Below are 15,319 nucleotides of genomic sequence, written 5' to 3' on the forward strand. Positions count from 1 at the left end.
AAATTGAGCATAACTCTTATAAAGAAATTAAAGTTTATTCGAATCTAATTAATTCGAACCATTTTGAGTTACAGTAGCACCATTGTTTACTCCCGTTTGAAGAATCACACTAGTGTTCATATCTCCTATCTGAGTTACAAAAGTATTGTTACCTGTTCCTACCTGAGTATCTGTAGCGACATTCATATTTCCAAATTGGAGAATATCACTTGTATTGCTTGCTCCATTTTGAGTTGAAGCAGCTCTATTTTCATCACCAAACTGAATTTGGCTAACAAGGTTATTTTCTCCAGCTAAATTGAAATCTGAACTTCCTTCTTGAGAAGCTTCAGCAACGTTACCGTTACCTAGTTGAAGTTGTCTTGCAGTGTTTTCTCCTCCAAAATTTATAAGGTTCTGAGTAGCAGAAGCATTGTTTCTATCTCCTAACTGAGTTTGTACTACAACATTATTATCTTCTTCGTGTCTTGCAAAAGCTTCGTTACCGTTACCAGACTGAAATTGATCTACAAGACCGCCTCTAGAAGTAAAGAACGCCCCTCCTTGTACAGAAGTCGCATTGTTACCAACTCCTGTCTGACTTTGGATAGCTGTATTATTTGTTCCTGATTGTGTTGTAGAAGCAACATTTTCATCACCAGATTGTGATTGATCAGAAATATTAGTACTTCCGTTTTGAGATGCTGTAGCTGCGTTACTATTACCTTCTTGTACTTGAGTAGCTAGGTTATCTCCTCCAAAAGATCCTAAGTTTTGCTCTGCACTTGCATCATTAGAGTCTCCTGTCTGGCTTTGAAGAATTGTATTATTATCTTCTTCATGATTTGCAAATGCATTATTTTCATCACCTGCTTGTACTTGCTCTACTCTTCCTCCTCTAGAATCAAAAAGAGTACTACCTTGTACAGAATTTGCAGTGTTACCTCCACCTTCTTGGTCTTGGCTCACAGAATTATTATTTCCCCACTGTCCTGCAGTAGCCATATTAGCATCACCTATTTGTGATTGTGAAGAAAGATTGTTCTGCCCTACTTGCGTAATAGATGCTGCGTTAAAGTTTCCTTCTTGATTAAGTTCACTAAAGTTATCTATCCCTTCTTGGTTTGAAGATCCAGAGTTACCATCTCCAAATTGAACCTGAATAGCAGTATTAGTTAATCCTTCCTGAGATATTGTTGCTTCGTTCCTATCTCCTTCCTGAAGTTGATTAGCTACATTACCCCCTCCTTCAAATGCTAAGTTTTGAGTAGCTCTAGCAGAATTACCATTACCAACTTGTACTTGATACACTTGATTATCTGCTTCCTCATGATGAGCAAAAGCCGAGTTCTTATCTCCTGTTTGAGATTGTTCTACAACTCCGTTACTTGAATTAAATGCGGTAGTACCTTGGATGGCTTCTGCATTGTTAGCCTTTCCTTCTTGAGTTGTTAAAGAAGAATTAGTTGCCCCTACCTGAGAAATATTAGCGATATTATCGTCCCCGGTTTGAGTAACATTACTATTGTTTGACTGTGCGATCATTGCCGTAGCGCTTAATAAAGCTGCTAAGCTAAAAATTAATTTTTTCATACGTAATATATATTAAAAGTGATTAAATTGAGTTACTTTACTTAAAATTTTACAGCACAAGAACAATAAAGATCAGAAAAATCTAATCTCCACTTATTATTCAGTAAAACAAATATATTTTGGGACCTGGGGGGTATAATCAAAAGTATGACGACCATTTTGATATTATCAAATTTAGGAAAATATTAAAGCTATTATTATCAATTCCCCAACTATTCGACGAAATACATGCAAAAAAACCATAGAAAAATAAATTTCTATGGTTTTTAAAGGGTTTATCAAATATCAATTTTTCACTAAAATTTAATTGAAAAAAAAATAGTAGGTTAATTCTTACCTACCTTGTAAAAAGCAGCTCTCTATATTTTGTTAGCGGCCATAGTTCATCGTCTACAAGTAATTCTAATTTATCGCAGCTATATCTAATTTCATCAAACAGAGGTTTCACTTTATCACAATAACTCGAAGCTTTTTTCTCTAGATCTTCAAGTTTATTTGCTTTTTTACGTGCTTCGGTCATTTCATTAACCTTAGTGTTGATCTTACCAATATGCCCCGAAATCTCTTCTATGATTCCCATCTGCTCCTTAGCATATTTTTTAAAATCTTTACCATATAGTTCTTTTAATCCAGACACATTATTGATTAACATATTTTGATACCGTATTGCAGTCGGAATCACATGGTTTCGAGCAATATCTCCAAGCACCCTACCTTCTATTTGAATTCTTAATACATATTCTTCTACTTCAATTTCATAACGAGCTTCAGCTTCAATCTTATTCATTACACCCATTTTCTCAAAAAGCTCCAGATTTTTCTTAGAAACCTTAGCTTTTAGTGCTTCGGGGGTAGTTTTATTATTACTTAACCCTCTCTTCTTAGCTTCTTTTTCCCATTCCTCGCCATATCCATTTCCTTCAAAAAGAATATTTTTGGACTGCTTTATATATTCTCTTAGCACATTAAATATTGCCTCATCTTTTTTGAGTCCTTTTTTATCAATCAATGCGTCAACTTCTTTCTTAAAATCCATCAGCTGTTTTGCTACGATAGTATTAAGAATTGTCATTGGGTTTGCACAATTTGCTTTAGACCCTACAGCTCTAAATTCAAATTTATTTCCTGTAAAAGCAAAAGGAGAAGTTCTATTACGATCTGTATTGTCTAATAAAATCTCTGGTATTTTCCCTACTACATTTAATTTAAGATCTGTTTTTTCTTGTGGAGATAATTTCCCATTAGTAACTCCTTCTAATTCTTTAAGTACAGCTGTTAATTGCTCTCCTATAAATACAGACATAATAGCAGGAGGCGCTTCATTAGCTCCAAGACGGTGATCATTACTAGCCGAAGCAATACCTGCTCTCATTAATTCTTCATTTTCATTAATAGCTTTAATAGTATTAATGAAAAATGTTAAAAATTGAAGGTTACTCATAGGAGTTTTCCCCGGACCTAATAAATTTACACCAGTATTTGTTGCCAAAGACCAGTTATTGTGTTTTCCCGATCCATTTACACCTGCAAAAGGTTTCTCGTGTAAAAGTACAGTTAGGTGGTGTCTTGCCGCTACTTTATCCATAACATCCATAAGTAAGGAGTTGTGATCTACGGCAAGATTTGTTTCTTCAAATATAGGAGCCAACTCAAATTGATTGGGAGCTACCTCATTATGACGTGTTTTTACCGGAATACCCAATAGCATACATTCTGTTTCTAAATCCCTCATATAATCCAAAGCTCTCGTAGGAATGCTTCCAAAATAGTGATCATCTAGTTGTTGTCCTTTTGCTGCAGAATGACCAAGAAGTGTTCTACCGGTCATTACGATATCTGGTCTGGAATATGCCAATGCACTATCAATTAAAAAATACTCTTGTTCCCAACCCAAAGATGCATTCACTTTTTTAACATTCTTGTCAAAATACTTAGCAACCGCTGTTGCTGCGTTATCGACAGCCTGCAAAGCTCTTAATAATGGTGTTTTATAATCAAGAGCCTCCCCTGTATAGGCGACAAAAACGGTAGGAATACATAATGTAGTGCCATAAATAAAAGCAGGAGAAGTAGGATCCCATGCAGTATACCCTCTGGCTTCAAAGGTATTACGAATCCCTCCATTAGGAAAAGAAGATGCATCTGGCTCTTGTTGTACCAATTGTCCTCCTCCAAATTTTTCGATGGCCTGCCCATTGCCTATGGTTTCAAAAAAGGCATCATGTTTTTCTGCTGTTGCTCCTGTTAATGGCTGAAACCAATGGGTATAATGTGTTACACCTTTAGAAAGTGCCCATTCTTTCATCGCCGATGAAATTTGATCAGCAATCTTGCGATCAATCTTAGAACCATGTTCTATGGCATCCATTACACTACTATAAGCATCTTTGGTAAGATACTGAAGCATTGTTGTTTGATTAAATACATTGTTACCAAATAATACAGATCGACGTTCTGTTTCTGTAACTATAACAGGTTTACGATGTAAGGTCTCTTTTAGAGCTTGAAATCTGAGTGTTGACATAATTAAGTGAGTTTTATACAAAGATAAAAGAAGTTTCTATTGATAATATAAAAAATATTTTCTTTCAAAATTAATAATTATTTAAAATACCCCCTAAAAAAACAGGGTATTAATAAAATTTATTACAAATAAAATTATCGACCCCCTATTTTTTTGGTAATACCAAAATAAAAACTAATTTTGAACCTTATAACAATTCAATTTATAAAGTGTTAATTATGAGTAAAGCTAAATTAGAATACATTTGGCTAGATGGTTACAAACCAACTGCTAACTTAAGAAGTAAAACAAAAATTGAAGAAAATTTTAGCGGAAAGCTTGAAGATTGCCCAATGTGGTCTTTTGATGGTAGTTCTACAAGACAAGCAGAGGGTGGTTCTTCTGACTGTTTATTAAAACCTGTTGCTATATATCCTGATCCTGCAAGAAAAAATGGATACCTGGTAATGACAGAAGTTTTGAATTCTGATGGAACTCCTCACGAGTCTAATGCACGAGCAACAATCGATGATGATGATAATGATTTTTGGTTTGGTTTTGAGCAAGAATACTTTATCATGGATTCTAAAACACAGCTACCATTAGGATTTCCTGTTGGTGGTTACCCTGGCCCACAAGGTATGTATTATTGTTCTGTAGGAGGTAGAAATACACATGGAAGAGATTTTGTTGAAGAACATGCTGATCTATGTATCGCTGCAGGACTTAATTTTGAAGGAATTAACCAAGAAGTTGCGAGTGGGCAATGGGAGTTTCAATTATTTGCCAAAGGAGCTAAAAAAGCCGGAGATGAAATATGGATAGCTCGTTATTTATTAGATCGCCTTACCGAACATTATGGATATTATATTGAATATCACCCAAAACCTATTAAAGGAGACTGGAATGGTTCTGGCATGCATGCAAACTTTTCTAACGAAGTATTAAGAACCTGTGGTTCTAAAGAGGTTTATGAAACTATTTGTGAAGCATTTAGACCTGTTACCAAAGAACATATTGCTGTATATGGTGAGTTTAATGATCAACGATTAACCGGTGAACACGAAACACAGTCTATACACGAATTCTCTTATGGAGTATCAGATAGAGGAGCATCTATAAGAATTCCTATTATTACCGTAGAAAAAGGATGGAAAGGTTGGTTAGAAGACCGTAGACCTGCATCTAACGGTGATCCATATAAAATTGCTGCTAGAATTGTAACTACTGTTAAAACTGCAGATGTTGCCGCTATAATGGCATAACAGTTTATTGTATGTAACTAACTAAGTTGGTTAAACACCAAAAACACCTTTAGGAATTTTCTAAAGGTGTTTTTTTTGTTCTTTATATAGATAGATTACAATCCTAATTGTTCTCTGAACTAATGGATTATTCTATAAAAACCATTGCAATAAAAATGCAATATGCTGCAAAAATCAATACCCCTTTTGGGCGTCCCAGGATCATTTTTTTAGGTATAAAAGCCAATGGAAGTAAAATCATAGCAAAACCAAGCATCCAATAAATATTTACATTCATTAGTGTTTCATCTTTTACTGCAATAGGTTGAATTAATGAAGTTATTCCTAATACCGAAGCAATATTAAAAATATTGGATCCGATAAGATTTCCTAACGAAATTGCTTTCTCTTGTTTTAGCGCTGCGATAACAGAAGCAGCCAATTCTGGTACACTAGTCCCTACTGCAATAAGAGTAACTGCTATTACACCTTCACTAACTCCCATTGTTTTGGCAATGGTTTCTGCTCCGCTCACCAATAATTCTGAACCAAAATATAATGCAGTTCCGCCAATGAGTAACCAAATTATAATTTTAAAATTAGATGTTTTCTGAAGAGAATCATCAACTTCTTCTACTGCAGTATCAGAAGATTTTCTAGCTCTTCGAATCAAAAGAAACAGATAAACCAGTAAAGATAATAACAATATAAGTCCTTCTATCTGAGTTAAAATTGCATCATTTTCTAAAAAGAGATACAACACAAAAGATAGCAATACCATTACCGGCCAATTAAATTTGTAAAAATCCTTGTCGATAGCCAAAGGGCCTATTATAGCAGTAATACCCAATACCAAACCAATATTAGCAATATTAGACCCAACTACATTGCCTAAAGATATATCCGATAATCCGTCTAATGCCGCCTGAATGCTTACTAATAATTCTGGAGCAGAGGTAGCAAAAGAAACTACGGTTAACCCAATAACCATACGAGACAGTTTAAGTCTGAACGAAAGTGCAACAGAGGATCTTACTAAAAACTCTCCTCCTACAACAAGAAGTACTAGTCCTATAATAACGTATAGTATACTGGCAACCATAAATTTTAATTTTGTCTGCGAAGATACTATTATATAAAAACTTTTCTCAAAAAAATAGCACCCATATTACTAGGTGCTATTCGCTTTAACTGTAGCAAATAAGATAGGGGTATATTTCTTACTTACGGCACCTTTTTAATAAAGGTATTCTAAAGCTACTTTATCATATTGACCAAATTCTCCTTCATTATAAGGGAAACAAGCATTCATGATAGATGATGCATCTTGACTAGCCCCAGGAGTTCCTGGAATATGTATAGCACCAGTAGGAGCTGCCGGTTCTCCACTTTGACCACAAGACTGTCTCGTATTCCAATCTGTATGTCTTAATCCAACACAATGACCTAATTCGTGAGTAAATAAACCTTCTAGCAATTGATCGTCATTATTTCTATTAGCCCCACCATTAATTTTTACACGTTTAAATGGTTCCCCCGCCGAAGGAAAACCAGCTTCTCCGCGAACTCCATCCTGAGCTATTATTGATGCAGTAGTTTCGGTATAAGCAACGATATCACTAGAATTAAAACTAGTAGAAAAAACTAAATTAAGTTGAATATTTATATTTAAAGCATTGTAATTTGCTACTGCATACTGCAAACCTCTCTGAGCAACTGAGCTAAGCCCAAACCTGTTATTTCCATTATATCCAACAACACGAATTGTTCTTGGAGTGCTTACAAGGTTGGTACTTCTATACTGTTTACTTTGCACTCCATCTCCTATATCCATTTTCATGATTTGATCATAAGACATTTTAATATCACCTTCTATTGTGTACATCATTTTTTGACTTCCATCAATATCACTAACCATTCCTTTTTCTATTCCGTTAGGGTTAAAATGTAATGCTGTTATTTTGTTTAAAACATCTTTTGAGATTTCTTGTAAAGACTGATCTGCTGCAACTTCTGGAGATTCTTTTTCACATGATGTAAAAACTGATAGTGTAGCAACAGCGAACACTACCGCAAGGGTTCTAAAATTTTTCATTGAGTTTGTATTAAGTGTTAAAACTTTAACAATATATTCTTAAATTCTCTTAAAATTTAACTATACTACATGAATCGTTGATTTCTTTACATAAACTGCTATTTTTTGACAATAAACAGTAATAAACCCGTATTTTATTAACGTTAAAAACATAACAACATCTTGACAAGTATGGTTTTACCTGATATTAACAGGATAGAATGCTTTAAAACTTAGCTCACCGATGCTATACTTATTTGCACAAGTTGTAGTTCATTTTTTCACAAACAACAAAATTGCAATACATACTGCATAACTTTATTAGTTTCGTAATTTTACTTACCATATATCATAGATATGACAACAACCAGGTATATTATCGTATTGTTTTTTCTATTTGAATTGTTCTCTATTGTATCAATTTCTGCAAAAGACATAATAGTGATTGATCTAAAAAAAAGAGCACAGGATTCAATAGTCATGCATCTTAAACAAAAACAACAACAGGCCAGACAATCAAATCAAAAAGATAGTATTATTAAAAGTGATTTAAACTTATTAAAGTTTTACACCTATAATCAATCAAAAAATACAGACACAGATGAGCTATTTGATTTACTAAATTATTGCACAGACAACGATAATATTAATTGTCGCATAGAAGTATACGCCATGCTAGCCTGGCAAATGCAAAAAAAAGATCAATATTCGCAAGCTTTAGAGTATTACAACAAAGCTATAGGTCTTTCTAATGATACTGAAAAAGAACAGTTTATATGGTATATTTTAATTAATCAGGGAACATTATTCAATGAGTTGTTAGAACCAGAGATTGCCAGGGAAAATTTTAAGACCTCGTTTAAATATATTAAACCAAATCAAGATCACAGGATGGCTATTTCGTTATTAAATATTTCTTCTACATTCGAAAAAACAAATCCCGATTCGATGGCTTATTTTTCTAATAAAGCTATACGTATTCTTGAAAAAAAACCAGATCGTAACAGCTCTCTCGAAATAGCTGCAAATAATGTTGCTTATAGTTATATTAAACAAAATAAACTAAAAGAGGCTTCGAGAATTATTGATAAATATATTGATCTAAATAAGATTCCAGATAATAAAAAAGACCAGTTTGGATCATTTTTCTTTAACACAGTGGGAGAATTAAATTATAAGCTAGGCCATCTAGACAAGGCTATTGATTATTACAAGAAATCTATACGTTACACAGAAAACGCCTACCCTCCTTCTAATCTAATGAGTTTGAATGATCTGGCTGAGATTTACGAAATCAAAGGAGAATTAAAAAAGGCTATTCAATATTTAAAAGCTAAAGAAAATTATCTTCAAAAGTTTAATGAACATAATCTTAAAAAAGAGATTGCACGATCAGAGTATAATAAGATACTAACCGAAAAAAATAAACTAATTACTAATCTCGAGAAGAAAAATCAAAAAACAAATAAACAAGTTTACAATAGTAAAATTCTCGCCTTAAGTTCGGGAGTTATCACTATAATATGCATCTTGTTTTTTTTAACTATTTATCAAAAAAGCAGGTTAAAAATATCACAGCTCAATGAAGAAATAAGTTTGGTTAGATTAAAATCATTACGATCAATAATGAATCCACATTTCTTATTTAACTCATTTAATACATTACAGAGTTATATTCTTCAAAAAGATAAGTTCGAGGCTAGCGAACATATGAGAGAGCTCTCTCAATTAATTCGAAAAATATTATCTAACTCAGATAGTCTATACATTAGTTTTAAGGAAGAATTAGAGATTATCAAGACTTATATAACTTTAGAAAACAAACGATTTGAGGATCAATTTGAGTTAAACCTAACAATTGATAAAAATTTAATAGAGCTTAATCCTAAAATACCATCTATGATTATTCAACCGCATCTCGAAAATGCTGTTATACACGGGTTAAGTTCTAAAAACAAAAAAATACTGAAGCTATCATTTCAAAAAAAGAAAAATAGCATACAATGCATTATCGAGGATAATGGTATTGGCAGAAAAAAATCTGCCAAATTAAATAAAAAATCAAAAAATATGACCAATTTATCGATTGCATCAGGAAATACAGCAGAAAGAATAAAGCTTCTTAGAAAAGTAGGATATAAAAAAACGTCTATGAAAATTACAGATTTGTTAGATGATAATAAAAAATCAAGAGGCACCAGAGTTACCGTTAATCTACCAATTATAAATTAATAGTTTATGAGTACATCACTTAAATGCATCATTATAGATGATGAAAAAATGGCTAGAAACAGTTTAAAAGTTCTATTACAAAACTATTGCCCAGAAGTAGAAGTGATTGGCGAAGGATGGGACAAAACATCAATGAAAAAGCTCTTCAAAGAATTTAATCCAGATATTGTGTTTTTAGACATTCAGTTAGGAAACAGTACTATTTTTGATATCATTCCTAGTCATGAGCTTATGGATTTCAAAATAATTTTTATCTCTGCGCATGATGAATATGCATTAAAAGGATATAAGTATGATGCTATTGATTACCTTTTAAAGCCTGTAGACCCTATAAAACTTAAAGAAGCCGTTAGCAAGGTAACTCAATATATAAATAAAGAAGCGGCTTCTAGGAGCAGTGTAGAAGAAAACTTAAAAAATTTGTATAATTTAAGAGAATCTCCACAAATCACATTATCAGATGCCAGAGGGTTACATGTTATCAAAATTGAAGATATTATGTATTGTATCGCAGAGGGCAACTACACGTCTATAATTCTTAATAATCAACCACAGATGGTAGTATCAAAAAATCTTAAGTTTTTTGAGGAAAAGTTAATACAGCCCAATTTTTTCAGGATTCACAAATCTAATCTTATCAATATACATTATCTCAAATTATTAAGTAATGATGATGGGGGACATATTGTAATGAGTGATGGAAAAACACTATCTATCTCCAGGGATAAGAAACGAGAACTTCTTAAACGCATCTAAAAATACTTCTACTACTTATATTGTACTGTACTTATTATAAAATAATAAAAGACTGCCAAAAGGCAGTCTTTTATCTATATCTAAATATACTATCGATTACTAAATTAGTAAAGGTAGTTTAATGCTACCCTATCCAGATTACTCCATTCTCCATCGGTATTTGCAGGGTAACAAGCATTCATTATAGAATTTGGATCACCACCAGGACCAGCTGTTCCCGGGATATATACAAGACCATCATTGCTTACTCCTTCATTACTATTTTCTCCACACGTTTTTCTGGTATCCCAATCTGTATGTCTAAACCCAACACAATGACCAATTTCGTGCGCTAGTAAATGTTCTAGTTGCTGATTTGTTTGCGTTAAATTTGCTCCGTTATTAATTCTAACTCTTGTAAAAGGGTATCCATTACTAGGAAAACCTGCAATCCCTGCAGATCTGTTTGGATCTGGGTTTATGCTATTATCTACATATACCAGGATATCATTAGCTCGCCAGCTTGTTCCAAAAGATAATATGAATCTAATACTAAGATTTTCATTATTGTAATTATTAACAGCATATTGCAAACCTGTCTGCGCCGTAGAACTTAATCCATATTGATTATTACCTGTGTACCCCACTACGCGAATAACATTAGTCGATGTTACCAGATTATTGGTTCTATACTGCTTGTTTTGAATCCCCCCATGAAGCCCCATATCCATGATTTGAGATTTTGATAACATGATGTCATCTTCAATACGGTACATTGCTTTTTGGGTACCGTCAATATCATTTACTATTACTTTTTCTATGCCATTAGGATTAAAATGTAATGCTGTGATTTTATTTAAAACATCTTTTTCAACTACTAAAGAGGGCTCTTCTATGGAAATATTAACCTGATCTTTATCGCAAGACAGCAACGTTAGTGTAGTAGCCATTGCAGTGACCATCACTAAAGATTTGATTTTTTTCATTTTAAATAAAAGTTAAGTTTGTGTGTTTTGTTGTGATAAATTTAACATTCCATTTACAGAACGAAAAATTTTTTTATCAACAAATTGATGATAAGTCACATTTTTATTACTGTAATACAGCAGTTTACACAAAACAAAAAAGCCGCTCCAACAAAGCATTTCTATACTCTATTTAGTCTAAAAATTTTATCTGTTTTCTTCTTAATAACTACTTAAATAGTTAAATAACTATAAAAATAGTTGTAAAACTAAATCTATAGTTATACTTTTGACCCTTATTAATACTCTCCTATGGAAAAACTTACTAATAAAGAAGAAGAAATCATGCAGGCATTATGGAAGCTAAAAAAAGCTTTCGCAAAAGAGGTTCAAGCCGAACTACATAATGCTGTACATTACAACACCGTATCTACGATTATACGTAATCTTGAGGATAAAAAGTATGTAGGCCATCAAGCTTATGGAAAAACACATCAGTACTTCCCTATTATTACAAAAGAAGAATATCGTAGCAATTTTGTAAGCAAAGCCATGAAACAATATTTTAACGACTCGTATAAAAATATGGTTTCCTTTTTTGCCAAAGAAGAGAAAATAACTGCAGATGAGTTAAGAGAGATTTTAAAAGTAATAGAAAAAGAAAAATAAGCTATGGAAACCTTCTTAATTTATCTTTTTAAAGCCAGTATTTTACTTTCGACATTTTATGGAGTTTATTTTTTGCTACTTAGAAAAGACACTTTTTTTACGATAAACAGGCATTTTCTATTGGTTGGTATCATCACTTCTATACTATTGCCATTCATAGAGTTTACAACCATTAAGTTTATTGAAAATCCAGTTTTTTATATAAAAGGAACACCTCTATCTGCTTCAGAAAATGTAATTCCCGAAACTTTAAACTGGTGGCTAATCGGATCTATACTTTATGGCCTGGGAATTCTTATATTTTTATCTCGTTTTGGCCTTCAACTACTATCCTTAAAGAAATTACTAGCACATCATCAAAGCAGGAAAAAAGACGGTTTCAACTTTATTGAAGTTGCTCAGGATATCGCTCCTTTTTCTTTTTTTAATACGATCGTATACAATCCGGTATTACACTCCAGAGAAGAATTAGATATGATTCTAAAACATGAAAAAATACATGTTCAGCAATTTCATACTCTCGATTTAATACTAGTGAATCTTCTTCTCATATTTCAATGGGTAAACCCATTTGCCTGGTTATACAAAAAAAACCTGGAGCAGAACTTAGAATTTATCGCCGATCGAGAAGCTATAAACCAAATGACATCCAGAAAAGAGTATCAATTAACTTTATTAAAAGTATCATCAAATAATTACTCTACCATTACTAATAATTTTTATCAATCATTAATCAAAAAACGAATTGTTATGTTAAACAAACAAAGTTCTCAAAGTAAGAAGTTATGGAAAATCACTGTTATTCTTCCCTTGTTAAGTCTATTTTTATGGAGTTTTAACACCCGGGAAGTTGTTAGGGTCAAACAGGATATAAAAATTGATCAAAACGCTTCAGAAAATATTGTCATTCAAGAAAAAGAGGGAAAGATTATTGAATTTATAGTCGACAAAAGTTCTTCAAAAGAAGACCTCAATAAAGTCAAAAATACCTTAAAAAATGACTACAGCCTTGAGGTTAAGTTCTCTGGTATTAAACGAAATGATGCTCATGAAATAACGAGCATTAAAGTAGATATCTCTTCTAAAAAAGGAACGACCAACTATGCCATATCAAATGACACACCAATTAATTCTTTTGTCATTATATACAATAGCGAAACTGGTAAAATCGAAATTGGTCAATCCAGAAATAACTCAAATTACGTATGGGTGGTTGACAAGGATAGTAAATCTAAAAAAGGAAAAACAATGAAAATCCATACTGGAGATAAGAAAAATGAGTACATTTTTAGTGATGGAGATCACAAAGATATTTATGAGATACACACCAATGACAACAAAACCTTTGCTTACATTACTGGTGATAGAGACGGTGAACCATTAATATATATTGATGGAAAAAAATCGACCAAAAAAGAAATGGAAAAATTAAACTCTGATACCATAGAAATGATGAATGTCCTTAAAGGAAAATCTGCTATAAAAAAATATGGTGATAAAGCAAAAAACGGAGTGATCGAAATTATTATCAAAAAGAGCTAACTCAATCCAGATATAAATCTTTAAAAACTCACTTCCTTCAAGTGAGTTTTTTGTATTTTTGACCATGCAAAAACATTTCTTTTCGTTTATCGCCAAGCTTAATAAAGTAATTCTACCGAGTTTTACCAAAAAACGCCTGGATCTTGCTAAAGCATCCAAATTACAACTTCTCATATTTGGATGGCGATTATATGTTACCAAAAGAGCTTTGGGGTAAAACCATAGCCTAATCCATAAAAAATTACTTCTTTTTGCAACACTAGCAACTCTTTTTCGTAATTAAAGAAGAAGTAATATCATCTATAAATAACCAAAAATATGTAGTATGAAAAAATGGATCATTATGGGAATCAGCATGCTAGGTATGCTCTCCTTAACCGCATTTACCACAAACTCTGGTAAGGATTTGATAATTGATAACATTAAACCTAACGAAATAACCGCGGTAATAAACAAAGACACCTCAGAAAAAGAATTAGAGGATTTAAAAGCATTCTTTTTAGAAAATGGTATCGAATTGCTTATCAAAAAAATAGAATTTAATGATAAAAAAGAGATTACCAGCCTAAGTATTGTTCTTAAAAAAGGAAATTCGAAAAGTCAATATTCTTCCTCTTCTAAGACTCCTATTTCTAAAATAGAATTAGGCTATAAAGATGGTAATTTATATATCTCAAACTCTGGTATGTTTGACATTGCTGCCTGGAAAAATCAGTCGGGCTTTAGTCACATACAAATTGATATGGACAGCATTATGAAGAAGCATAATTTTGTTTTCGATTTTGATGAAGAGAATGATTCTTTATTTTATAAAGGTCATTTTGATGCACAAAAACTAAAGGATCAAATCATGAAATCTTTTACTTTTGAAGAAGACGAAGATGGAAACTTCTTTTTTAACGGCCAGCAAATGCCACATTTTCAAAATTTCAAATCCAAAAGATATAATTTTGTAGACAATCCTGATATCGAAAAACTTATTATTATTGACGGAAAGGAAGCTGATTTTAACACCCTGGATACGCTTGCAAAGTCAAATAAGTTAGCCGAAGTAGATTTTCTTAAGCCAGAAACTGCCATTAGTATTTATGGCGACAAAGCCAAAGATGGTGCAATTATAGCCACTACCAAAGAATAAATTTCGTATAAAAAGTAATATAAGCCTTCATCTTCTTGAAGGCTTTTTTTGTCATTAATACTTTAAAAGAGCAGATCTGGGAACATCGAGTTTATCTTTTCCGTTAAGAAATTCCAGCTCCATAATAAAATTGCATTGTACTACTACTCCACCCAGTTCTTTAACCAAATCACATACAGCTTTAGCGGTTCCTCCAGTAGCCAGTACATCATCATGAATCAACACATGTTCTCCGGCTTTGATAGCATCGATATGTATTTCTAATGTATCTTCTCCATATTCTAAGCCGTAACTCTTTGATTTTACATCATAGGGCAACTTTCCTTTTTTCCGAACAGGTATAAATCCTGCTTGTAAACGTTCTGCAATCATACTTCCTATAATAAACCCTCTGGCTTCTATACCAATTACCTTATCAATTTTAATACCGTCTGGGCATAAACCAACTAATTGATCTGCGCAACTTACCAAAGCTTTGTGATTTGCTAATAAAGGAGTAATGTCTTTAAATAAAATTCCAGGTTTGGGAAAGTCAGAAATATCTCTGATATAATCTTGTAAATTCATTGGCCGAAAATAATGAAAATAAAAAAAAGAGGCTAAAAAAAGATGAAAATCGCCTACAAAACGAAAATACTACACAAA

Annotated in this window: 13 protein-coding genes; 7 read left to right on the forward strand and 6 right to left on the reverse strand. The window is 32.5% G+C overall.

Annotated features, from left to right (window positions below; all coding sequences use genetic code 11):
- Positions 1-48: 48 nt before the first annotated feature.
- Both DK441_RS05550 and DK441_RS05555 read right to left on the reverse strand, forming a co-directional pair.
- Positions 49-1,572, reverse strand: a complete 1,524-nt coding sequence (locus DK441_RS05550; protein WP_109097855.1) for a hypothetical protein — start codon at positions 1,570-1,572, stop codon at positions 49-51.
- 337 nt (positions 1,573-1,909) lie between these two features.
- Positions 1,910-4,096, reverse strand: coding sequence for a glutamine synthetase III (locus DK441_RS05555; protein ID WP_109097856.1), 2,187 nt, complete (start codon positions 4,094-4,096; stop codon positions 1,910-1,912).
- A 218-nt stretch (positions 4,097-4,314) separates the two neighbouring features.
- Here DK441_RS05555 and DK441_RS05560 point away from each other — a divergent pair, with 218 nt between their 5' ends.
- A complete protein-coding gene (locus DK441_RS05560) occupies positions 4,315-5,340 on the forward strand; it encodes a glutamine synthetase beta-grasp domain-containing protein (protein ID WP_109097857.1) in 1,026 nt (341 codons plus the stop codon).
- A 127-nt stretch (positions 5,341-5,467) separates the two neighbouring features.
- Here the strand turns inward: DK441_RS05560 and DK441_RS05565 are convergent, their stop codons facing one another.
- Together DK441_RS05565 and DK441_RS05570 are read right to left on the reverse strand one after the other, a co-directional pair.
- On the reverse strand, positions 5,468-6,421 hold the full coding sequence (locus DK441_RS05565) for a calcium/sodium antiporter (RefSeq protein WP_109097858.1): 954 nt from the start codon (positions 6,419-6,421) through the stop codon (positions 5,468-5,470).
- A gap of 135 nt (positions 6,422-6,556) precedes the next feature.
- Positions 6,557-7,414, reverse strand: a complete 858-nt coding sequence (locus DK441_RS05570) for a M57 family metalloprotease (RefSeq protein WP_109097859.1) — start codon at positions 7,412-7,414, stop codon at positions 6,557-6,559.
- A gap of 336 nt (positions 7,415-7,750) precedes the next feature.
- Between DK441_RS05570 and DK441_RS05575 the strand changes: the two genes are divergently transcribed.
- On the forward strand, positions 7,751-9,625 hold the full coding sequence (locus tag DK441_RS05575; protein WP_109097860.1) for a histidine kinase: 1,875 nt from the start codon (positions 7,751-7,753) through the stop codon (positions 9,623-9,625).
- A 6-nt stretch (positions 9,626-9,631) separates the two neighbouring features.
- On the forward strand, positions 9,632-10,381 hold the full coding sequence (locus DK441_RS05580) for a LytTR family DNA-binding domain-containing protein (protein ID WP_109097861.1): 750 nt from the start codon (positions 9,632-9,634) through the stop codon (positions 10,379-10,381).
- Between the two features lie 104 nt (positions 10,382-10,485).
- On the opposite strand, the gene DK441_RS05585 is transcribed toward DK441_RS05580, so the two are convergent.
- Positions 10,486-11,346, reverse strand: a complete 861-nt coding sequence (locus DK441_RS05585; RefSeq protein WP_109097862.1) for a M57 family metalloprotease — start codon at positions 11,344-11,346, stop codon at positions 10,486-10,488.
- Positions 11,347-11,637: 291 nt separating this feature from the next.
- On the opposite strand from DK441_RS05585, the gene DK441_RS05590 reads away from it, so the two are divergent.
- The 4 genes from DK441_RS05590 (at position 11,638) to DK441_RS05605 (ending at position 14,674) form a co-directional block, all read left to right on the forward strand.
- On the forward strand, positions 11,638-11,994 hold the full coding sequence (locus DK441_RS05590) for a BlaI/MecI/CopY family transcriptional regulator (RefSeq protein ID WP_109097863.1): 357 nt from the start codon (positions 11,638-11,640) through the stop codon (positions 11,992-11,994).
- A gap of 3 nt (positions 11,995-11,997) precedes the next feature.
- Positions 11,998-13,536 (forward strand): M56 family metallopeptidase, encoded by a 1,539-nt coding sequence (locus DK441_RS05595; RefSeq protein ID WP_109097864.1) that lies wholly within the window; start codon positions 11,998-12,000, stop codon positions 13,534-13,536.
- A gap of 64 nt (positions 13,537-13,600) precedes the next feature.
- A complete protein-coding gene (locus tag DK441_RS05600) occupies positions 13,601-13,753 on the forward strand; it encodes a hypothetical protein (protein ID WP_025666657.1) in 153 nt (50 codons plus the stop codon).
- 108 nt (positions 13,754-13,861) lie between these two features.
- Positions 13,862-14,674 carry a hypothetical protein gene (locus DK441_RS05605; protein ID WP_074408931.1) on the forward strand — a complete coding sequence of 271 codons (813 nt, stop codon included), beginning with the start codon at positions 13,862-13,864 and terminating at the stop codon, positions 14,672-14,674.
- Between the two features lie 54 nt (positions 14,675-14,728).
- On the opposite strand, the gene DK441_RS05610 is transcribed toward DK441_RS05605, so the two are convergent.
- Complete coding sequence (locus DK441_RS05610; protein ID WP_025666655.1) at positions 14,729-15,241, reverse strand: adenine phosphoribosyltransferase; 513 nt, start codon at positions 15,239-15,241, stop codon at positions 14,729-14,731.
- Positions 15,242-15,319 lie beyond the last annotated feature (78 nt).

Source organism: Aquimarina sp. AU58 (assembly GCF_900312745.1).
Classification (GTDB): domain Bacteria; phylum Bacteroidota; class Bacteroidia; order Flavobacteriales; family Flavobacteriaceae; genus Aquimarina; species Aquimarina spinulae.